Source organism: Nostoc sp. XA010, assembly GCF_020829625.1.
Lineage (GTDB): Bacteria > Cyanobacteriota > Cyanobacteriia > Cyanobacteriales > Nostocaceae > Nostoc.
In genome coordinates, this window is sequence record NZ_JAIVFX010000029.1 from 58,958 (window position 1) to 80,596 (window position 21,639).

The 21,639-nt window shown below is 42.4% G+C and carries 22 protein-coding genes and 1 pseudogene; 11 read left to right on the plus strand and 12 right to left on the minus strand.

Annotation, left to right across the window (positions count from 1 at the left end; genetic code table 11):
- Positions 1 to 138: 138 nt before the first annotated feature.
- Positions 139 to 564: an HAD hydrolase-like protein gene (locus LC608_RS28085; RefSeq protein ID WP_308189937.1), complete on the minus strand. Its 426-nt coding sequence runs from the start codon at positions 562 to 564 to the stop codon at positions 139 to 141.
- Positions 491 to 835 (minus strand): HAD family hydrolase, encoded by a 345-nt coding sequence (locus LC608_RS28090; RefSeq protein ID WP_229556711.1) that lies wholly within the window; start codon positions 833 to 835, stop codon positions 491 to 493. The genes LC608_RS28085 and LC608_RS28090 overlap by 74 nt, the downstream gene beginning before the upstream one ends.
- A 375-nt stretch (positions 836 to 1,210) precedes the next feature.
- Here LC608_RS28090 and LC608_RS28095 point away from each other — a divergent pair, with 375 nt between their 5' ends.
- The 4 genes from LC608_RS28095 to LC608_RS28110 are packed head-to-tail and all read left to right on the plus strand — an operon-like array spanning position 1,211 to position 5,957.
- Positions 1,211 to 2,974: a ScyA-related TPP-binding enzyme gene (locus LC608_RS28095; RefSeq protein ID WP_229556712.1), complete on the plus strand. Its 1,764-nt coding sequence runs from the start codon at positions 1,211 to 1,213 to the stop codon at positions 2,972 to 2,974.
- 26 nt (positions 2,975 to 3,000) lie between these two features.
- The gene (locus tag LC608_RS28100) at positions 3,001 to 4,149 is read left to right on the plus strand and encodes a 3-oxoacyl-ACP synthase III family protein (RefSeq protein ID WP_229556713.1); all 1,149 of its coding nucleotides are present in this window, start codon (positions 3,001 to 3,003) and stop codon (positions 4,147 to 4,149) included.
- A 41-nt stretch (positions 4,150 to 4,190) separates the two neighbouring features.
- A complete protein-coding gene (locus tag LC608_RS28105; protein WP_229556714.1) occupies positions 4,191 to 5,243 on the plus strand; it encodes an SGNH/GDSL hydrolase family protein in 1,053 nt (350 codons plus the stop codon).
- Positions 5,244 to 5,273: 30 nt separating this feature from the next.
- Entirely contained in the window at positions 5,274 to 5,957 is a 684-nt protein-coding gene (locus tag LC608_RS28110) for a class I SAM-dependent methyltransferase (protein ID WP_229556715.1), read from the plus strand.
- A gap of 45 nt (positions 5,958 to 6,002) precedes the next feature.
- On the opposite strand, the gene LC608_RS28115 is transcribed toward LC608_RS28110, so the two are convergent.
- The 3 genes from LC608_RS28115 to LC608_RS28125 form a co-directional block, all read right to left on the minus strand.
- Positions 6,003 to 9,578, minus strand: a complete 3,576-nt coding sequence (locus tag LC608_RS28115; RefSeq protein ID WP_229556716.1) for an NB-ARC domain-containing protein — start codon at positions 9,576 to 9,578, stop codon at positions 6,003 to 6,005.
- Positions 9,579 to 9,716: 138 nt separating this feature from the next.
- Entirely contained in the window at positions 9,717 to 9,857 is a 141-nt protein-coding gene (locus LC608_RS28120; RefSeq protein ID WP_229556717.1) for a hypothetical protein, read from the minus strand.
- 706 nt (positions 9,858 to 10,563) lie between these two features.
- Positions 10,564 to 10,710, minus strand: coding sequence for a ribbon-helix-helix protein, CopG family (locus LC608_RS28125; protein ID WP_196522620.1), 147 nt, complete (start codon positions 10,708 to 10,710; stop codon positions 10,564 to 10,566).
- Positions 10,711 to 11,470: 760 nt separating this feature from the next.
- On the opposite strand from LC608_RS28125, the gene LC608_RS28130 reads away from it, so the two are divergent.
- Entirely contained in the window at positions 11,471 to 11,971 is a 501-nt protein-coding gene (locus tag LC608_RS28130; RefSeq protein ID WP_229556718.1) for a fatty acid hydroxylase, read from the plus strand.
- Between the two features lie 208 nt (positions 11,972 to 12,179).
- Here the strand turns inward: LC608_RS28130 and LC608_RS28135 are convergent, their stop codons facing one another.
- Both LC608_RS28135 and LC608_RS28140 read right to left on the minus strand, forming a co-directional pair.
- On the minus strand, positions 12,180 to 12,323 hold the full coding sequence (locus LC608_RS28135) for a pentapeptide repeat-containing protein (protein ID WP_308189938.1): 144 nt from the start codon (positions 12,321 to 12,323) through the stop codon (positions 12,180 to 12,182).
- A gap of 55 nt (positions 12,324 to 12,378) precedes the next feature.
- Positions 12,379 to 12,984 (minus strand): flavin reductase family protein, encoded by a 606-nt coding sequence (locus LC608_RS28140; protein ID WP_229556720.1) that lies wholly within the window; start codon positions 12,982 to 12,984, stop codon positions 12,379 to 12,381.
- A 525-nt stretch (positions 12,985 to 13,509) separates the two neighbouring features.
- On the opposite strand from LC608_RS28140, the gene LC608_RS28145 reads away from it, so the two are divergent.
- The 4 genes from LC608_RS28145 (at position 13,510) to LC608_RS28160 (ending at position 16,447) form a co-directional block, all read left to right on the plus strand.
- Complete coding sequence (locus tag LC608_RS28145) at positions 13,510 to 14,604, plus strand: phosphotransacetylase family protein (RefSeq protein WP_229556721.1); 1,095 nt, start codon at positions 13,510 to 13,512, stop codon at positions 14,602 to 14,604.
- Positions 14,605 to 14,797: 193 nt separating this feature from the next.
- Positions 14,798 to 15,301 (plus strand): DNA recombination-mediator protein A, encoded by a 504-nt coding sequence (locus LC608_RS28150; RefSeq protein WP_118167156.1) that lies wholly within the window; start codon positions 14,798 to 14,800, stop codon positions 15,299 to 15,301.
- A 95-nt stretch (positions 15,302 to 15,396) separates the two neighbouring features.
- Complete coding sequence (locus LC608_RS28155; protein ID WP_229556722.1) at positions 15,397 to 15,795, plus strand: MAPEG family protein; 399 nt, start codon at positions 15,397 to 15,399, stop codon at positions 15,793 to 15,795.
- Positions 15,796 to 15,955: 160 nt separating this feature from the next.
- On the plus strand, positions 15,956 to 16,447 hold the full coding sequence (locus LC608_RS28160) for a YajQ family cyclic di-GMP-binding protein (protein ID WP_229556723.1): 492 nt from the start codon (positions 15,956 to 15,958) through the stop codon (positions 16,445 to 16,447).
- Between the two features lie 260 nt (positions 16,448 to 16,707).
- On the opposite strand, the gene LC608_RS28165 is transcribed toward LC608_RS28160, so the two are convergent.
- Complete coding sequence (locus LC608_RS28165; protein WP_229556724.1) at positions 16,708 to 17,265, minus strand: glutathione S-transferase family protein; 558 nt, start codon at positions 17,263 to 17,265, stop codon at positions 16,708 to 16,710.
- Positions 17,266 to 17,271: 6 nt separating this feature from the next.
- A complete protein-coding gene (locus LC608_RS28170; protein ID WP_229556725.1) occupies positions 17,272 to 17,736 on the minus strand; it encodes a hypothetical protein in 465 nt (154 codons plus the stop codon).
- Between the two features lie 607 nt (positions 17,737 to 18,343).
- Between LC608_RS28170 and LC608_RS28175 the strand changes: the two genes are divergently transcribed.
- On the plus strand, positions 18,344 to 19,063 hold the full coding sequence (locus LC608_RS28175; protein ID WP_229556726.1) for a tetratricopeptide repeat protein: 720 nt from the start codon (positions 18,344 to 18,346) through the stop codon (positions 19,061 to 19,063).
- A 226-nt stretch (positions 19,064 to 19,289) separates the two neighbouring features.
- Here LC608_RS28175 and LC608_RS28180 read toward each other — a convergent pair whose 3' ends face one another.
- On the minus strand, positions 19,290 to 19,700 hold the full coding sequence (locus LC608_RS28180; RefSeq protein ID WP_229556727.1) for a hypothetical protein: 411 nt from the start codon (positions 19,698 to 19,700) through the stop codon (positions 19,290 to 19,292).
- Positions 19,701 to 19,949: 249 nt separating this feature from the next.
- Entirely contained in the window at positions 19,950 to 20,039 is a 90-nt protein-coding gene (gene psaM, locus LC608_RS28185) for a photosystem I reaction center subunit XII (protein ID WP_040630342.1), read from the minus strand.
- A 199-nt stretch (positions 20,040 to 20,238) separates the two neighbouring features.
- On the opposite strand from psaM, the gene LC608_RS28190 reads away from it, so the two are divergent.
- The gene (locus LC608_RS28190; RefSeq protein WP_229556728.1) at positions 20,239 to 21,507 is read left to right on the plus strand and encodes an FGGY-family carbohydrate kinase; all 1,269 of its coding nucleotides are present in this window, start codon (positions 20,239 to 20,241) and stop codon (positions 21,505 to 21,507) included.
- Between the two features lie 36 nt (positions 21,508 to 21,543).
- Here LC608_RS28190 and LC608_RS28195 read toward each other — a convergent pair.
- A pseudogene (locus LC608_RS28195) lies at positions 21,544 to 21,639 on the minus strand (RNA-guided endonuclease TnpB family protein); the annotation flags it as partial.

Below are 21,639 nucleotides of genomic sequence, written 5' to 3' on the forward strand. Positions count from 1 at the left end.
GGCAAACGTGCCGTTAAACTAGCTTAGTAGTTTTTCCAGATTAAGACAGAATCAATCTATGTTGCAATCCCTGTTTCGTTTTGTAACAACAGTTCCTCATTGAAACAGTGCTAGGTACTCAGCACTTATTCCTCAGTATTATTTCGCTGAACTCAAAGCAGCGAGAGTCTTTAAATCTGGCACTTCTAAGTTAGGTTGACTTATTGCTGAACCTGTAGTATTAAATCCTTTTTGGACTGCTCGACGGTTTACCCAGACTGTTGATAGTCCCAGAGATTTGGCTGTAACAATATCGTGATATACACTAGCAGCAACGTGTAATATCTGCTCTAGCGGCAAATCAATTCTTTCAATAGCCAGTCTGAAGTTTTTGAAGGAGGGTTTGTAGCTTTTTGCTTGTTCTGCTGTGATTATCTGGTCAAATTCCACCTGCAAGTGCTTTGCCGAGAAAGCAAAGAGATCGTCATCTATATTTGAGACAATTACCAGCTTAAACTTTTTTGAGGGTTTTAAGTGCCTCAATTGTATCAGGGAAAGGTAGCCAATGCTGAATCGAATCAGCAAGTGAATTTAGTTCGTCAGCAGTTGGCTCAAAGCCAAATCGTTCACCAAATTTCTGGACTACTCTCTTCAAAACTTCCCGATATTTGGTATACTCTCCTTTTTCGAGTTCTGCTTCAAATTGAGCAAAAAGTTCCAGAATTTGATCGTCATCCAAATTAGTTTTATGTGCCAGCAGAAGTGGCTTTAGCACCCCTAAGATACCGTTTTCCCAATCGATTAGGGTTCCGTAACAATCGAAAGTTAAAGCCTTGTATTGATTGAAGTCAATCACTTTTTTATACTCCAGAACTTGATTAAGAGTATTAAGTTTTTACAAACCAAAAGATCGGTTAACCCATCTGCGTTAGCGCAGCCCGCCGCAGGCATCGCTACATTTGCCACTCTTAAACTTTTTTAACATTTCTTCATAAAAGCAGAGTTTAAGTAGGTAGATAAGAAAAGACCAAGCTGTGTGAAGATAAACAAATACATCAGCACAATAAAACTAAACTCTCTTAATAGAGATAAAGTAGGCTCAACCCCTTCCGTCTCTTGCCTTCAGCATAGCTGTTTGCTAGCTTATTTGAATGACTAATATTGACGCTGATCTACTTGGGTGTGGCATAATATTATCCCACAGAGGAAATTTTTCCTAAGTATATTTTCTATGAATTTTAAATTTCAGGATACACAATCGAATACCACTGAACCATTAAACTCAACTAAACAGCTATTTGATAGCAAGTTATCCCTAACTTTTTCAGTAGCACAGGCAGTGGTAAAAATCCTGAAAGATATGGGAGTGCAATATGCCTTTGGTGTTTCAGGAGGCGCGATCGCCCCAGTGTGGGCTGCATTACATCAAAGTCCCATCCAGGTGCTGCACTTTCGGCATGAAGCCGGAGCAGCTTTTGCAGCCATTGAAGCGTATTTTGCTAGCGATCGCCCGGTTGTGGTATTCACTACCACAGGGCCAGGGATCACTAATGCTTTAACAGGGCTATTAGCTGCCCGTTGGGAGGGTGCTAAGGTGATTCTGGTATCAGCTTCAACATCAGCACCACAAAGAGGACGTTGGGCTTGCCAAGAAACTAGCACTTACACTATGCCTAGCACAGGTATTTTTACTTCCGGGCAAATATTCCATTATGCAACTACTCTCGAATCCAGTGATGAACTCACAGAGGTTTCTCGAAGGCTTGCCCTTGGACTAGGACAACCAGGAGGATTCGTAGCTCATATAAGTATTCCAACAAATATCCAGACAAGTTCACTAAAAACTTCGTTGCCACGAATTACTCTCTCTGAGAGTCTGGCAACAACAAGTGAAGAAACAATCGCAGAATGTATCCGGTTACTGTCTGAGGGGCCCTTTGCCATCTGGGTCGGTTTCGGGGCACGGGGTGCTGCAAAAGAAATTCGCCGGCTTGCCGAGAGAACAGGGGCTGCGGTGATGTGTTCACCACGGGCTAAAGGTATTTTTCCTGAAAATCATCCTCAGTTTGTCGGCGTCACCGGCTTCGGTGGGCATGAGTCTGTTTTTAGGTATATGCAGGAGTACCGACCCTTACGCACCCTAGTTCTGGGAACACGCTTAGGCGAACGCACATCACTTTTGCTCCCTGTAATGGTACCTTTGCGGGGCTTTTTGCATGTTGACATCGACCCAGAAGTTCCAGGAACTGCATATTCATCTGCTGAGACTTTTGCCATTCCGTCTGACATTAGGGTGTTTGTGAAAGCTCTGTTGAAACATTTTTTACAGCATCCTGCTCATCTGGCAAAACCGATGCTGCCTAGATATGAACACAGTACAATCAATCCACGTACACACGGAAAAGTGCGTCCCGTAGTGCTTATGGATGCTATTCAAAGACTGATTGTTGAGGGAAGTGATGTATTGGTGATGACCGAGGCCAGCAGTTCCTCCGCTTGGGGAAATTATATGCTGCGGTTTGCCAAGCCACATTGTTACCGAAACTGTAGCGGTTTTGCGTCTATGGGGCATATTACTACTGGCGTTGTCGGTGCGGCACTAGCTCGTGGTGGTAAAGCGATCGCCATTGTTGGTGACGGTGCCATGCTGATGAATAATGAGATTAGCACAGCTGTGAAGTACCAAATTCCAGTTGTCTGGATAGTACTTAATGACGGACACTACAATATGTGCGATCGGGGCATGACAATGTTGGGCTTTCAGGGTGTAGATGCAGAAATTCCACAGACCAACTTTGTCAATATTGCTTGTGGGATGGGAGCCGATGGTATCCGTGTAGAGAGAGAGGCTGACATCGAGGCTGCTCTAGAAAAAGCAATGGTGGCGATCGCTCCGTTCGTGATCGATGTGGTCATTGACCCTACTCAGCCTGCACCAATTGAAAGTCGCATTCAGAATTTGATTACCCAGAACGAAACTAATTATTATTGTTAACTTACTGAAAATATAACAAGTTATTTATGGAACAACACGCAGTAGGTATTCGCTCACTGGCGGTGAGTTTACCCAGCATTAGACATAATAACGATTACTACAGAGAAAAATACCCCGAATTGGTTGCTCAAGCAGAGCAAAAAAGTTTAGGAAAGTGGTTCTCTCTAGATGGCTCCATCCCCAAGAATGAGTTTGACTTAGAGATGGTGCCCTATTTATCAGATCCCTTTCGGGGGACTGTCGAACGATGGGTACTCAGTCCAAATGAGTCACCACTGATGCTACAGTGCCGCGCGGTAAAAGATACCCTTGCGGCTGCAAAGCTTTCTTTGGAAGATGTCGATCTGATGCTTGTTGCTTCGGTCTGGCCTGAACAAATCGGATTTGGTGATGCTGCCTTTCTGGCGCGTGAACTAAGTTTCCAGGGTGCGGCCTGGAATATCGATGCAAGCTGTGGTAGCACTCTAATTGCGTTGCAGACTGCTTACGCTTTGGTTTCGGCAGAACAGTATCACAACGTACTAGTAGTTATTTCATGTTCTTACTCTCACTTTGTCCCCGAACATGATACCGCCTCATGGTTTCTTAGCGATGGTGCTGGAGCTTTTGTGGTAAGTAAACTTGAATCAAATCAGGGTATTCTTGGTATTAAGACTGTTCATGCTGGTGCGCTGTGCGATCTAATTTACCCTGCGATCGCCAAGGATATACATGGCAACTTGCAGGTTCGTATGCAGGTCAGCAAGGATGCAAACAGATTAACTCGCGAAACGGCTGTAGGGTTCCTCCGTACTTGTTGTGAAGGTGCTATTAATGCAGCAGGTGTGACCCTTGAGCAAATAGACTTTTTTATTTTCAACACACCCACAGCTTGGTTCGCACGCTTCTGTACGCATGTACTTGGTATTGATCCAGAACGTACAATCGACCTCTATCCACAATATGCAAACATTGGGCCAGTACTTACTGTAGTTAATATGTACTATGCTGCACAATTAGGAAAAATTAGCGAAAATGACTTAGTTCTTGTTTACGGATTTGGTGCAGCAGGTGCTGCCTCTGCAAGTGTCATGCGTTGGGGCAAAGTAGCACTAGGTTCTGCTCCTATCCATAAAATAGAATCTGACTTAGCGGTGACAAGTTCTAGAGACAGAAGTAAAGCTTTTTCTTTTTGAGGGTGTTTACTAAAATTTAAAGTTTACCTAAGTAGTTGGCTGTGAAGAAACAAATTCTTGCAATCGGAATTTTTATTTTATCTCTCATTTTACCGCTCAAGGTTTCAGCGCAGAATAATGACGAGATTTATGTATTTGGTGATAGCCTCTCTGATACAGGCAATGTATTCAATACCACAGGCGGAATCATTCCTCCAAGTCCAACTTACTTTAATGGACGTTTTTCTAATGGGCCAATTTGGGTGGAATATCTCGCCTTAGATTTAGGATTAAAGTTGAATCTAAACACTAACTTTGCCTATGGTGGCGCAACCACAGGGTCTAAGAATATCGGTATTGCGAGTTTACCAGGATTGCAGCAACAGATTAATAGCTTTACATTAGCAAATCCTTCTGCAAACCCTAACGCTCTCTACGTTGTCTGGGCTGGTACGAATGATTATTTAGATTACTTTTTTGATGCTATTCCTAATCCTACCCAAGCAGTCAACAATTTATTAATGGCAGTGACATCACTTGCTGCTATTGGTGCTAAAAAGTTTGTAGTAGTTAACTTACCAGATTTAGGAAAGTTTCCAGTTACAGGCGGCAATAATCAAGATTCTAGCTTACTAAGCACTTTTATCAATACACACAACTCCAGTTTGACTGCAAATCTCAACTTTTTGAGCCAGCAACTCAGCCCTGATATCAATATTATTTCTCTTAATGTTAATTCTCTATTCAATAGAATCATCGCGGCTCCAGGAGAATTCGGTTTTGCAAATGTTACCGAATCTTGTGTTGGAGACTTATCGGTAGTGCCTATTAATGTTCCCAAGCAGTCAGTTACTTGTGAACCAGATAAGTTTTTATTTTGGGATCAAGTCCATCCTACAACCTCCGCTCACAAACTAATTGGAGAATTAGCTTTTTCAGCCGTGAAGCCAATACTTGTATCCGAACCTTCTGCTGTATTAGGAATGTTAGCTCTTGGTATTTTAGGTGCAGTTGAGTACGCGGTTGGAAGATACAAAGATGAGCGTCAAGTTAGGGTAACAATTCTACTTATGCCTGTTTTGGAAGTTGTCCATAGCCAAAGTTCAGAGTCCTGAATTAATAATGTAACTCTTGGGATAAAAGTTATGGGGATTAAGTTTGAGAAAATCCTTATATGGGGACGTTCTGCTGAAGAATACACCAAAATGTTTGGTTTAACTCTTGAAGATAACAAACTTAAAATTATTGACTGTGCAGGTGGACCTGCAAGCTTTAATGTTGAGATGACCCGTAGAGGGGGCAACGTTGTCTCTTGCGATCCCATTTACAAATTCAGTAAAACTGAGATTGCTCAACGCATCCAAGAAGCTAATCGTGAAGTCATGAATGCGGTGCAAGGAAATCCAGATAATTTTGTTTGGCAAGATATTCAATCGCCAAGCCAATTACTAAACATTAGAAGATCCGCAATGCAGGAATTCATTGAAGACCTTTCTTTAGGAATTCAGGAGAAACGTTATGTTATAGGTGAACTGCCTACTTTACCATTTGCTGATCGGCAATTTGATTTAGCCTTATGCTCTCATTTTTTATTCATTTATTCTCAACACCTGTCTGAAGAGTTCCATCTCGCTTCTATTGTAGAAATGTGTCGCGTTGCTATAGAGACACGCATTTTTCCACTGCTAGACACATCTGGAAAGCCATCTCCATTTTTGCTGCCAGCTGTCAACCAACTGCTCAAGCAGGGATATAAAGTAGAAATTAGACAAGCATTCTATAAATTTCAGAAGAGTGGAGACAAGTTCTTAAGTATATCAAAAAGCTAAGTCTTGAAAAAATGATTTAGTTTTTTCTATGAGCATCAAGTTTTTTCAGTTTATAACTATAGGATTTTCTTCTCCATGAATTACTGCTCCTAAAGCTTTCAGGGAGGATCTCTGAGCTTCTGTTATACCTGTAATCCTAGTGACGTTCATGCCTTGATAGGGTCTATCATTCCTCAAAATTTTTAGACACTCTCCAGTCTCCACATCCCATATTCTAATCGTATCATCTTGGCTACTACTAGCCAGAGTTTGATCATGGGCACTGAAGGCAAGTGACCAAACCCACTTGGTATGTCCTGACAAAGTTTTAAGGCATTGTCCAGTACTGACATCCCATAACTTCACCATTTGGTCGCCACTCCCACTTGCTAGAAGGCGTCCATCCGCACTAAACCTGACTGAGTAGACAGAACTGGTATGACCTTGTAAAGTTCTAAGGTGTTTACCTGTTCTCGCATTCCATAACTTCACCGTTTGATCGCTACTGCCACTCGCTAAAAGCTGCCCATCAGCACTAAAGCTAACTGACCACAGCCAATCAGTATGTCCTTGAAGGGATTCAAGGCAGTGACCAGTGTTGACATCCCACAACTTTACTGTTTGGTCATGACAACCACTAGCTAGTATCTGACCGTCCGGGCTGAAGGCGATAGACCAGACCCGATGGCTTTGTCTATTCAAGGTATTAATGCATTTACCTGTACTAATATCCCATAGCTTTATTGTGCGATCGTCGCTGCTACTTGCCAAAATCAGACCATTTGGGCTGAAGGTAACAGCTAATATACGGTTACTGTGCCCATTTAAGGTTGTGAAACATTGACCAGTGTGGACATCCCACAATTTTACCGTTTGGTCTTCACTACCACTAGCTAAAATGCGACCATCTGGGCTAAGAGAAACTGATGTAACCCGATTATTGTGTCCCCGCAAGGTTTGAAGGCACGTACCAATGCTAGCATCCCAAAGCCTTACAATTTTGTTAGACCCACTGCTAGCCAACATATAACCGTTTGGGCTGAAGGCGACAGACCAAACTCCATCACAATAACCCTGAAAAATCCTGATACAACGGCCAGTGCTTACATCCCACAGCATAACTTTTTGGTCATCACTGCCACTGGCCAAGATGTAGCCGTCTTTGTCGGAACTTAGTGCAACTGTCCATATTCTGCTGCTGTGTCCTCTCAAAGTTTTAATACATTTACCTGTGGCAACATCCCAGACTCTCACCGTTTGATCATCACTACCACTAGCAATAATATGTCCATCCAAACTGAAGGTAACAGAATGTACTGAATCAGTATGACCTTGCAGCGTTAAATAGCATTGTCCTGTGTCAACATTCCATAGCTTCACTGTGTGATCATGACTAGCGCTAGCCAAAATGCGACCATCTGCACTGAAGGTAACGGAATGTACTCTATTGGTATGTCCTTTCAATATTTTAATACATTGACCAGTGTTGATATCCCATAGATTGAGGGTGTGATTGTCGTTTCCAGTTACCACTGTGTCACCATCGGGGCTGAAAGCGATTGACCATACACTATAATCATCTACCGATAAAGTCTTAAAACACAGACCAGTATCGATATCCCAAAACTTCACAGTTTTATCCTCACTGCTACTCGCCAGTATGTGACCATTCGTGCTGAAGGCGATAGATTGGATACCACTGCTATGCCCTTGCAAATTTGCAACACACTGACCAGTGCTAACATTCCATAACCTCACTGTTTGATCGTCACTTCCGCTAGCAATAATATCTCCATTAGGACTGAAGGTAACTGATCGAACCCAAGCAGCGTGACCCCTGCAAGTGAGCATCTGTTGTCCATCTACAACCTGGTACAGGCGAATCTCATTATTAGTATCGCCCGTAGCTAGAAGTTTGCCATTGGGGCTAAAGGCTACCGAAAAAATACCACCGAGGGTTTCAGCAAAAACACACTTAGCTAGATCAGCATGAGCAAAATTTGTATCATGTAAATTGATACTTCGCATATCTGCTTGCCAAACAGTCAGATAAGAAAAATCATAGCCACTTAAATCTGTTTCTAAATAAGAAAGAAGATTGAGAATATTGCCAGCTGTATATCCTGGTTCTAACGGCGATGTCTCTCTGAGTTTTGTGAGAACTTGAATTAATTGATTTTGAATGTTTCTTTTACTTCTTAAAACATTAAGCAATCCATCTATAACTGGTTTGATTATGAGGCGAATTTGAGTGTCTTTGATATAGTCTTTACCTGTCGCCTTCATAAGAGCATGACATCTAAATAAATCAATATTCTGAATGACAATCTCCTGACAGACGAGTTCTATCAAGCTACTAGTCACATACTCCATAACTACAGGCTGGAGGGTAAAAAGCGAGCCAGTTTTTTCAATGAGCGTAGGCGTAGCCTTTTCGATTAGCGATCGCCTTCTCAGAGATTCCACAGCCTCCATTAGTTTTGCTTGCGGTACTTGTGATATAATATCATCTCGCAATTCTGGAAGCGCCATTGGCTCACGATTAATCGCTAGCCAATACATTATTTCCTTTTCTAAATCTGACAAGCGCTCAAACTGCTGCTCTAAAATATCGCGAATATCTCCAAAAACAAACGTATCTTGTTGCAAAAACTCAGTCACATTACCATCACAGATATCTTGAACGGTCGTGGCAACTATCTTCAAGGCTAATGGATTGCCTGCATAGCGTTCAATCATTACTTTCCATTCATCTTCTGCCGCCGATAGCCCTTTGAATTTTAAGATTTCTTGCCCTTCTGCAACCTTTAAACCATTCAGTGGTAACGAGCGAACAGGTAGTGCTTGTCCTTCTAGCAATGCCACTTCTCTAGGTTTTTCCCGACTAGTCATTACTAAGCAGCTTTGGTGAGTTGTTTCTCCCACCCGTCTTAAAAGCTCACCATATTCGTCATATCCTTCTCGGTAAAGTCCGGCGCGGCTCCCACTGCGGAGAATTGACTCTGCATTATCAAGTATCAGCAAACAACGATGATTTTGTAAATAATACAGTAACCGCGATACCCTCTCGCTAAAGCTTTCTGCTAAGTTACCTTCCGTTTCCTGCTCGTCAGATAAAAATTGGATTAAGTTACCTAAAATAATTTTAGCAGGTGGAGCTTCTCGTAGCGATCGCCAGATTATATACTCAAAGTTTTCCTGAATCTGTTGAGCAAATTTTACAGACAGGGTTGTTTTCCCAATCCCTCCTATTCCCAATAGTGCGACTAATTGACAGTGCTCATTAAGAATCCATTGCTCTAGCGTATTAATTTCTTCTGTACGTCCATAAAAAACTGAGTTAAAGATAGCTTCTCCCCAATCTAGACTAGTATTTGAGCTTGAATAGTCGTTTTTATCTATTTTTAACTTAAAAGCTGAAAAAAGCTTCTCAATAGTCTGTTTATCAACTCCTCCTTCCCGATTCAATACTTTTGAAATGGTAGCGGAATACAACCCCGATCGCGCACTCATTTCTTCAAGAGTATACCTGTTTCCAAAATTTTCTTTTGCTTCTGACTGATGCTTTGCTTCCTTAATTTTTTGTAACCCCTTGTTAGTAAGTGCAACGCCACGCTTGCGTCTCCAATTCTGTAAAGTCATGTATTAACTCACTGCTGGTGTAATCACCTTTTACTAAAAGCAATTATCTACTACGTGCTATAGATATAAGGTGATAGCTATCACAAACGAATAATTTTATGTTGTAGAGGATTTCAAACAGGTATATTACCAAAATATTCACTGATAAAGCCACTTTTGGCAAATCCACTTGTCTCGGCAATTCAAGACCGCTTCCTCAACAGATAATCTGGTCTGTTGGACATTGGTGACATCATCTCTTGAGCCGAAAGGTTCTTGCACTTGTAATGGTAAATTCATTACGTGTGGTATTAGTGATTTAATACCTTGAGTTTTAAGTAATATACTTGGGGCGTAAAGCTTAACTTCAATCTCAAAATCCTGATCTTCACTGGTAAAGAAGTTTCTAAATTGGCAAGCTTGATAAAGAAAGTTTGTATATATCTAGCCTATCAATCAATGAATAAAACTGCTGCATTTAAATTTCCCCGTTTTGCAACCTCCAGTAGAAAAAGGGCGCTTAAGCGAATTACCTTAAACTTGACATTACATGAAGCCCAGAACCTTGAAAAGTATTGTGAACAGACAGGCAGATCAGCAATAGATGTAATTCGGGAACTTATTCAAGCATTGCCTTGACCTAACTTTTCATGCCAAGTCTGAAAAGCCCCAGTCCAGAAGGGCCATCAAACTACCCTTCGGGAACGGTAAAGCCGAACAGCCGTAGGCAAGTCTGAGTAGTTCAACCAGATTCTAATACTTATATCTTGAGAATAAACCAAGGTTAAAACAATTCGCAATTCGCAATGACGCTTCTACGGACGCTCGTTCCTCGCTACCGCTACGCTGCGCTAACGCAATTACGTTTTGTGTTAGCGAGTCTGCGTTCGCTTTTAGCGTCTCGTAGAGAGCGTCCGGGGATTTAGACCCCGACACAAAACGCGCTGCTTAATAGAAGCAGGGGATTTAAACCCCAAACTTTGTTAAATGGTTCGCAAATCTACTTTTATTTTATCACTGGCAAAGCTCGAATCAGTTCTCTAATCACATCCGTTGCTGGTCTGCCTGTTTGTTCACAATACTTTTCAAGGTTCTTGGCTTCATTTGATGCCAGGTTTATAGTGATTCGTTTGACGGCCCATTTTTTGTTCATGCTGAAACAGATAAATCGTGTAATCATACCTTCAAACCCTGATTTTACCTTCCCAACTGGAAAGTAACCTAAATTTGGGATATGCCGAAATACCTTTTCAAGAGGACAAGTTGTAATTGAAGAAGGCAGGCGCCAGGAGGCAGTTCTTGCTGGAGGAGCAAATCGTCCAGGGATTTGCAGAGAGGATGATGCTGATTGATAGCCTACTATTATGGCATACAGTTAATTCTATATACTCCAAATTTTGCCGCTTCTTAATTTAATTGTCAAGCAGCTTTCCTCACTTTGATAACCCAGACTACTTTGGCAGAATGCCTATTTCTATTGTTCTAATTAAATTTTTAATTAAAGCTTAATTGCAATCAGCTTAGTATTAATAATACTGAAGAACGCCTTAACCTAAATTTGTACTAATTTTAACTTAACCTTTGCTTACGCTGTATGTCTTAGTAAGAAGATTATGTAGTAACTATGGTAAAATACAGTATTTCTATCGGGATTTAGATGTATTGCTACCATTAATCCAGAGTTAAAAGCCAAATTGGAGGTTCTTACAAGTTGCTGTTTACTGCATTAAGGATTGTAGATTCGTGAAACTGCAACTCACCCAATTACATATACTCTGAGCCAAATTAACTGGAGTGTAGACCCATGAAATGCATAGATGATGCAAGCATCATAGAAAATCAGGTGTCTACGTCTACAGCATAAAATTTGCATATTTTCTGTGGAGTTTTCTTAACTTATTTGAGGAGTACAAATGCTTGAGGCTATCGCTGTTGCTTGGTTATTACTGTTTTTTGGCGATTTTTTATCTACATTCTTTTACCACGTACCCGAGCACGTTTTTGGTAGCCTACATTTAAAAACGCACCACTCCTGGAAGAAGGACTTTCGCCACTACGCTATTTTGACTTTTAATCCCCAAGTTCTTTTAGATGGTATCTTGGGAGCTTTGCCTTATGTATTTATAGCAATAGTCTTGTGGCCTTTCTCTCCCATCGGCGTTATCTCTGGATTACTGCTTGGTCAGTTTCATGTATGGTGGAGACACATAAGTGTACTAGGTTGGAAAACTTCAAAGCTTGTCAATATTTTATGCCAAATTCTATTTATTACTACTCCTGAGAGACACTGGTTGCACCATCACAAAACTAATTTGGGTTTCGGTGATATTTTCACGTTCTTTGAACAACCTGCACAAATGTGGTTACGCTGGCTTCGGCTACTTAGACTTCGTTTTCGCTACTCTCGGATCTAACTGAAGCTAGCGCTTACCTAAATACTTTTTAAAATTAGCAAAAAAAGCTGCGTTAGCGAAGCTTACCGAAGGTATCGCAGCCTTTTTTTGTAGACTATTTATTTTTTGCCAGACAGAAGATTATTCCAACCTCAGAAAAGCTGATTCCGAATTTACGAGTAGTCGCAACAAGAGATACCAAATGCAGGTGTTGGGCTTTTAATGAAAATTATGAATGCTTTTCACCTGCTTTCACTTCTAGTGTGTCGGAGGCGATCGCATCTGATTTAGTCGGGTCGATACTACTGAGATTAACACCAGTCAAATCGCTATCGCTCAAATTAGCTCCATTAAAATCTCTCCGTAGCAGGATGCCTTTCCAGCAATTTTTTAATTTCTATAACTTAGCTCTTGCATCAACTAACACTTTAATTGGGGCGAGTAATTTCATACAAATCCTGGGTGCGGGTATACCAGTTACCCGACAGGCGACCAATCGCGTGCAACTTTGCGACATCAATTGTATTTTGTGGTGTGAGTAAATCGTCCCGAATATGCCACAGCACCGCCTCAGCAATAATTAATCCCGATTGGCTACCTTCATTCGCTACGTAAACTATCTGCTTCAGCACACACTCAATATTAATCGGTGATTCAGCAACTCGTGGCGGACGCACCCGGTTTGAGGGAGCAGGAGTTAGTCCTGCTACTTGAAATTCGTCTACCTCTGGTGGAAAGTCACCACTAGTGGTGTTCATCTGTTCTCCCAATTCTTCAACAACTATGTTGACCACTAGTTCACCCGACTGCTCTACATTGAATAAAGTATCTTTTTTAACACCACGTTTTAGACCTGTGGAGATGGCTAGAGTCGGTGGGTTAGCTGTTACGCCCATAAAAAAACTGAAAGGTGCAACATTGGGCGTACCATCGCTAGCGATCGTTGACACCCAAGCGATCGGTCGGGGAACCACTGAACCTACAAGTAATTGATAGGTATTCCGTGGATCGTTCTGGGAGGGATCGATAATCATTGAGGTTTTCCTCACTAAACACTACAGTTTTTCAAAACTCGATCTTGCCGAAGAGAAGCTTGTTACCTGACTTATGCGTAATTTTCATTAGACTTGTCGCCTAATAAAGGTTTTGAATTTTTTGAGCCAGGCAAAGCAAGGGTTTCAGACACTAATTTTTTATAAAGCGACAAGTCTATTGCTGCAACTAACTTTTTTTAGCTATATGTGAGATGTTCATACTCAGTTACAATACTACGGTTTATTGGCTAGATTGCCGTAAAAGAAGAATTGGGGAAATCATCTACTGCGATCGCAGCTATTTAGTTGACCCAGATTCAGGATTAGTAGGACAAGAACCCTCTTTCCTCAAAAGCCTCCCCTGCCTCCCCTGCCTCCCCTGCTTCCTCTGCCTCTTCTGCTTGTTAATCAGAAGGTAATTCTGGGAAACCTTAATTTGTGAGAGCTGAGGCTTTTGCCAGAAGGAACTAGAATTAGGAAACACCTAGCTGGGTTCTTCTGACTTTTGAAATTAGGAGTGCATGTGTGCCAAAATCCCCTAAATATTTGCTGATTGGATCAACCGAGACTTATAGCGGTAAATCTGCAACTGTTCTGGGTTTGTCTCATCAGCTACAGCAAAAAGGACTGGATATTACCTACGGTAAACCGCTTGGTACGTGTTTGAATTCGTCCAGTGGAACCGTGATTGAGGAAGATGTCCAATTCATCGCTCTTAGCCTCAATTTGCCGGAAAACCGTGTTGCACCTACAATGCTGGCTTTGGATGAACTAAATGTGCAAAAACGCTTGCGAGGGGAAGATAAAACCGATTATCAGCAGTCCTTAATACAGCAATATTTGCATAAATCCCAAGGAGATTTGGTGTTACTGGAGGGGCCTGGTGATTTGTCTGAAGGCAATTTGTTTGACTTGTCTTTGCTGCAAATTGCTGAAGTATTGGATGCTGGCGTGCTGTTAGTAGCCCGCTATAAATCGTTGCTCTCGGTTGAGTCGCTATTGACTGCTAAAGGGCGTGTGGGCGATCGCTTGATTGGAGTTGTAATTAATGATATCCCTGTCACCCAACTAGAAGCAGTTGACACTCTCTTGCGGCCATTTTTGGAACAGCAGGGGATTCCGGTGCTAGCAATGCTGCCTAACAGCGATTTGCTCCGCAGTGTCAGTGTTGGCGAACTGGTCAAACAGCTAAAGGCTGATGTTCTCTGTCGCAACGATCGCATGGATTTGTTGGTCGAAAGTCTAGCAATTGGAGCGATGAATGTCAACTCTGCTGTGAAATATTTCCGCAAACGCCGGAATATGGCAGTGGTAACAGGGGGCGATCGCGTGGAAATTCAGCAAGCGGCTTTGGAAACTTCTACCCAATGTTTAATTCTCACCGGGCAACTACCACCCCCACCGTTCATTCTCAGTCGCGCTGAAGACCTAGAAATCCCCATTTTGTCTGTTGACTTAGATACCCTGACTACTGTAGAAATTGTTGACCGCACTTTTGGTCAAGTTCGTGTCCACGAGCCGATTAAGGTTCAGTATATTCGCAAGTTGATGTCCGAGCATTTTGACATTGACCGCTTGTTATCCAAACTAGGTTTAACTCCGGCAACGGCATTGTCTTAGATTCATTGCTCAGTTATCAGTTAGGAGGCTGTATTACTGGTAAGGGTACAGCTGGCTCACCGTCACCTCCCAAGGGATGGCGAGCTGTTTCCTTACAATCGAAAATTAGTAGCAATGTTTAACTCAAGTTTTCCTCGTATCTACACGCTGTTTGGTAGAATATCTGGGTCGTTTAATCTGATTATCTCCATCTTTGAGCCAATCAACAGACCTTATTAACCTAGATACATTAGCGCAAGAACTAGCGACAATCCAGCAAACGGGTTCTAAAAAAATCGCCTTGCTGGGTTCTCGTCATGTCCCGATTACGCATCAGAATCTTATTGAAATGATGACTTATGCCCTAGTTTTATCGGGTAATAGAATCATTACTTCTGGTGCTACAGGTACAAATTCAGCGGCCATCAAGGGAGCAACCCGGGCTGATGCAAATTTGTTGACGGTGATTCTACCCCAAAGCCTGGAACGCCAGCCTTTGGAATCGCGCCAGCAACTAGAACAGGTAATGCATCTAGTCGAAAATCCCAGTAATGATACTCTGTCCCTTGCTGAAGCTAGTTACTTGTGCAACAAGGAGATTGTCTCCCGTTGCCAGCAACTAATCTGCTTTGCGTTTCACGACAGCCGCACCCTGTTGCAAACTTGTCAGGATGCAGAAGAACAAAGAAAAGTGGTGACGCTTTTCTACTTTGATTAGTCATTTGTCATTTGTCTTTTGTCATTTGTTATTTGACTAATGACTGATGACTGATGACTGATGACTGATGACTAATAACCAACGACTAATAAGTAATGATAATTTTTTTGTACTCGATCGCTGCTGCTGTCGTTCTAATTTACGTGCCATTTTTGCTAGTAGCTTATGCCCGTGTGCGTATTGGGTATGAAAGTTTTTCTAGTCCTCGCGCTATGTTTGATAAATTGCCACCTTATGCCCAACGAGCTACTTGGGCACATCAGAACACCTTTGAAGCGTTTATGGTGTTTGCAGCAGCAGCATTGATGGCTTATGTAACTGGTGTAAATTCTTTTACAGCACAAGTGGCTGCGATCGCCTTTGTGGTAGCCCGTTTGCTATACTCAATTTTTTATATTTTGAATATACCCCTTTTGCGATCGCTCATGTTTGCCATTGGCATTCTTAGCTCTGGCACCCTGTTTTTCTTGAGCATCATCCAAGCTACTAGTTAATTGGGGCATGGAGAATGGGGAGTGGGGAGATGAGGGAGCAGGGGGAGCAGGGGAAGAATTTGCAACAAATCTTTCGCCTTGTCCCCAATTCCAAATTCCCAATCCAAAATCGTTCGACTGAGCGAAGTCGAAGTCCAAAATCTAAAATCTAAAATCTTTTATGGCTTCTACTTTTTCTTTTGACATTGTGAGCGACTTTGACCGACAAGAGTTGGTTAACGCAGTCGATCAAGTTATCCGAGACATCAAAGGTCGTTACGACCTCAAAGACACTGAAACTACTATCGAGTTAGTCGAAGAAAGCATTAATGTTAGTACTGACAGCGAGTTTACCTTAGATTCTGTACACACCATTCTGCGAGAAAAAGCCGCCAAGCGTAACCTATCCCAGAAAATCTTTGATTTTGGCAAAGTTGAATCAGCCAGTGGTAATCGCGTGCGTCAAGAAATCAAACTCAAAAAAGGCATTAGTCAGGAAATCGCCAAACAAATTTCCAAATTGATTCGGGACGAATTCAAAAAGGTACAAGCTTCAATTCAAGGCGATGCTGTACGGGTTTCTGCCAAATCTAAAGATGACTTACAAGTAGTCATGCAGCGCCTGAAACAAGAAGACTACCCAGCTGCTTTACAATTTACAAATTATCGTTAACAGATTTGTATGGTGGGCACTACCTATCCAAACTACATTTTGTGAAGATTTTTGTTTGGATCTAATACACGTTAGTTAATTTAACGCTAAAAGGGCGGTTAGAAACCGCGTCTACACAGGCAAAACCCGCCTGTGCGGGTTAAAAACCTTAATTTTCTCTTATTTTAGCCCACGGAGGTGGGCTTTGTTTGTGTAGCCGCGAATTCCATTCGCCGAGGCTGAAGTTGACACCCATGCACATTTGTGTGCCTTTACTACAATTAAGCCCCTCCGCCAATACTTTTTTGAAATGCTGGACGCTCAGATAACTGCTTGATATAGTTCAACACAGCTGGGTAGGGGCTGAGGTCTAGCTTCAGCATGATGGGAATGTAACTCAGAATAGACCCCACTGCCACATCCACAACAGTGAATTCATTACCCAGCAGAAAAGGCTGCTTTTCGAGAATCTCATTCAAGAAAGTCAACAAGCGGGGCATTTCTCGCTCCCGATTTGCTTCCACAAAAATCCCTGTAGCGAGGGTAGAATTGCCAAACAACGTCCATTGGGAAAATACAGCACGTTCCTCTGGGGAAAGGGCAGTTTTACCATACTTATCGGTAAGATACAGCAAAATTGCCCCAGATTCCCAAAGTTTAAAATCCCCGTCAACAATTGCTGGAACTTTACCAACTGGGTTAATTGCCAAATACTCAGGCTGGAGATGTTCACCAGCCTGCATATCCAGCTTGACGAATTCGTAAGGAACTTTTATTTCCTCTAAATACCATTGAACAATTGAGGCTCGACTACGAGCGCCACCATAAAGTTTGAGCATAATTACTTAAAGAACTTTGTGAGTGTGAGAATGTTGTTTAACGTTGTCTTCTTTGGTGACAACTCTAGCGGCATTTAATACCCGTTTGCGCTCAATGGAATACTTAAATTCGCTGTAGTTTGTACCTAAAGGAATCAGAGATTTTGCAGATTCACGACGCTTGTAGGTACGAGCTGCTGCAAATGCCCGTGGTACAAATTCTTCTCCAAACTGAGCCGACTCTGGGAAGCCATCTGGCAACACTTGTGAATCGCCATCCAGCACAGATCCCAAAGTTGTTGCATGAGCCAGCTTATAAGAGGTAGGAATGCCCTTTAAGAGCGCTTCCAAAGCCGCAGAGGGAATCGGTTCTATAACTTCGATTTGATAAACTTCTCCATCTTCTTTGACGAAGCAGGTTGCCAAGCCGATAACAATGTAATCATCGGTTGCTAAATCAGGGGCATTGGGATAGGAAATTGCGGTTGTCATCGGAAAACTTCTCAAAATTTAAAAATTTAATCTAGGGAATGGGGAAGAGGCAGAGGGGCAGGGGGCAGGGGCAGGGGATAAGGTGACTTGAGTGAGAACTTGCAACAAGTCTTTCCCTTTGTCTCTAATTCTTCTTGTTCCCTTGTCCTTCTCCCCCTTGCTCCCTGCCCCCTGCCCCCTGCTTCCTCATTCCCTCATCCCCTCTTTAATGAACGGCTTGTTGGCATTCTACCAATTTGTCGCTCTCACTACTTGGCTAGTACGCCACGGCGGAAATAGAGCAGCCATTTAAAATCCCTAAAGAGCTTATTCCATAATACTTTTGACTTTTGATTTTTGATTTTTGACTTCCGCCTTGCGGTGCTAGCCTTTGAGATTGACATTTGCTATTTCTGGAATTCACCCTAGGGATGAAGTATTCATGATTAGGTTTGAGGATCAATTGTTTATCTAGGGCGTAGATTTCTCTTGTGCGGCTAGGTTAAGTTCTCTCTTAAATTGCTTTAATGTAATCCTAAATACTTTAAGAATGGAAATAGTAGTAAAACCACTAGCAGACGAAAACTAGAATTTGATTCCACAAAACACCGATTTAGTATAGGCAAATATGAATATTAACTCATTTTTAGCTGATGGTGACCAGCAACTTCGCAAATGTAAAGTTGTTTCCAATGTTACATATAAAACTCACGCACAGAGGAAAAATGACGGTGGCAAATCTATTTTAGGCGATCGCTATTTACGTTCTTGTGCTTTGAGGTCGGCTCAACAAGGAGATTATACTGAGGCGATCGCACTTTTAAGCCAACTAATTTTCCGCCATCCCCACAATGCCATTGATTACAACAACCGGGGGCTAATTTATTTCCAAAGTGGTGAAAGGCAAAAAGCACTTTCCGACTACAATACCGCTCTCAAGCTTAATCCCTATTTGGCTAGTGCTTATAATAATCGGGCAAATTACTACGCAGCTTGTGGAGAATTAGCAGCAGCACTTGCCGACTACGATCAAGCGATTGATTTCAATCCTCGCCATGTCCGGGCGTGGATTAACCGAGGCATTACCTGGCGTGATTTGGGGCAATATGAGGAGGCAATTGAGAATTTTGAGGTAGCACTGCTTTTCGGTCAACTAGAAGGTCATATCTGGGCTGAACGCGGCAGAACTTACCATCTTTGGGGTGACTGGAATTGTGCGATCGCTGATTATCGTCGCGCCCTCACTCAACTGCCCTTTCTCGACAACAGTAAGGATATTACTGGTTATCGCTTGCGTTTACAACTCGAAAATTGGCTAAACGAACTGTTATATGAATCAGCGTCCTAATTGGTAGATTAGTTCTTCTGGGGGATTCAAAATTCAAAATAAATTATTAAACTTTGAATGAGATTTTAGTGACGCTGTATGGCTCATGACTAATAGATGATAGCTACATAGCTATTCAAAAATTAGCTATTAACCATTATTTATTAGCAATAATATAAATTAACACCCGGCTTATACTTAGCCTGAATCACAAGAAACTTAAATAATCCTAAATTCGCTATTTGTCTTAGGGTGATGATTCTGTTTGTTCATCTTCTCGGCGATCGGGATTCATCAACACGACCCGACGCTGATTAGGATCAAATCGGTATCCTTGTTCTTGCATAATACTTTTGGTTTGCTGGGGATCGAAGTTACGGCTAAATTGCGCTTGCAAACCATTGACATGTCCTTCCATCAGCTTGACTTCAGTACTAATTTCGCGCAACTTTTCTTGCTGTGACCAATGATAAGGCAAAAGTTGTGCTAAGGCAGATCCTGCAACGGCTGTAATCACAAGATTAACTGCTATTTTGGCTGTGCTTTCCAGAGCCATCACCTGGTAAGAACGTTGACGAAGATGCCGCTTTGGTCGAGGAATGACCCGGCGTTTTTGTATAGGTTGTAACGGTGTCCTTGAGGGTTGAGTCGCGTTCATGATGCTAAAAAATAACCTCGCTGAGTGAAGGGAAGCACTGTAAAAGCTCTCTGGCGCTAATTACTGCTGATTTAGCTGTCATATTACTTCATTTTTTTGAAATAGCTACAAGTGTTGCACCAGTTAAAAAATAACCTGGCTTACGTAAGTGCAAGGTTTCTGAATACTTATGGCTTTACACCATAAGGTCTGGAAATTGCACCCCGTACTGCCAGGATATTAGCTTTTTAACTGTGTCACATCGGAGCCTTATTTGTAAAGTTCTGTGGCTAATCGCCAAGCTAGAACTCCGGGGATCAAGGCCACAACTAGAGCGATGTAGACTTGAGTATCTGAGATGGAAGATATCTGAGCGATGTACAGAGTATCTAAGATAGGCATGGCTGAAAACCTCCTAAACTGAATAGATTTTGAACAGTTCGTTTACTACTTTTCCTTGTTTTGCCAAGATTGGGGAATATCTTGTTACAAGATGCAACAAAAGCAGTTATTAATCAGTAGTCGTTAATGATTCTTTATTAAAAAAATTCATAAAACTATGGATTTCTATTTGGGTATCGACTTTGGCACCTCTGGCGCACGCGGTATGGTGGTTGATCAGGAAGCTAGCATCCAGGCACAGGTGCGATATCCCTTCCAGGACTCACCAGCCGCCGTTACGCCCAAAATTTGGCAGGAGGCTTTGTTTGTGCTGGTGGAACAAATACCTGATCAATTGCGGCGAGAAATTAAAGCGATCGCAATTAATGGTACTTCTTCCACCGTCTTGCTGGTCGATGCTGCTGGCAATCCAACAGATGCACCATTGCTGTACAACGATGCGCGGGGATCATTGGTGCTAGAGCATTTGAGGAGTATAGCACCCCCCAATCATACCGTGTTGAGTGCCACCTCCAGCCTGGCGAAACTTTTGTGGATGAGGCAACAACCCTCTTTTAGTGAAGCTAGATATTTCCTGCATCAAGCAGATTGGCTAGCGTTTCTCCTACATGGACAGTTGGGGATTAGCGATTACCATAATGCTTTAAAGCTGGGTTATGACGTGGAAGAGTTGAAATACCCAGAATGGCTAGAAAAGTTGCAAATACCGATTCAGCTACCCAAAGTTTTAACTCCTGGGACTCCCATTGCCCAATTGCGTCCTGAAATTGCGGATAAGTTCGGTTTCCGCCGTGATTGTTTTGTGTGTGCAGGTACAACTGATAGTATTGCTGCTTTTCTTGCCAGTGGGGCAAAATTACCTGGTGAAGCCGTGACTTCCCTTGGTTCAACGTTGGTACTAAAGTTGTTAAGTCGTACCCGTGTAGAAGATGCCAGATATGGAATTTACAGCCACCGATTGGGTGATTTGTGGCTGACTGGTGGTGCTTCTAATACTGGAGGTGCAGTACTAAAGCAATTTTTCACCAACGCTGAGTTAGAAAGCCTTAGCCTGGAGATTGATGCATCAAAAGCCAGCGAGTTAGATTATTATCCGTTGTTGAAGGTAGGCGATCGCTTTCCGATTAATGATCCGAATCTACCGCCACGTTTGTCACCACGCCCAGATAACCCAGTGGAATTTTTGCATGGGTTGTTAGAAAGCATTGCCCGCATAGAAGCGCGAGGGTATGAATTATTACAGCAAATGGGCGCAGATAAATTGAGCAGTGTTTATACTGCTGGCGGTGGCGCGGCGAATGAAGCTTGGGGTGCGATTAGGGCGCGTCATTTGCAGGTTCCTGTAGTAGCGTCAGTGTACACAGAAGCAGCTTATGGAACGGCGCTGTTGGCTATGGGAGGCGGAATTAAGGGTGAACAAGATTGACATACTCCCCCGTTTATAAAACGGGGGATTCTGAGGTCAAACAGCAATTGCAGGCACTGCCCGACTTACATCACCTAACTCAACAGTCGATGCCCCAACTGCTTGAATATTTCGCGCTGCGTTGTCATCACG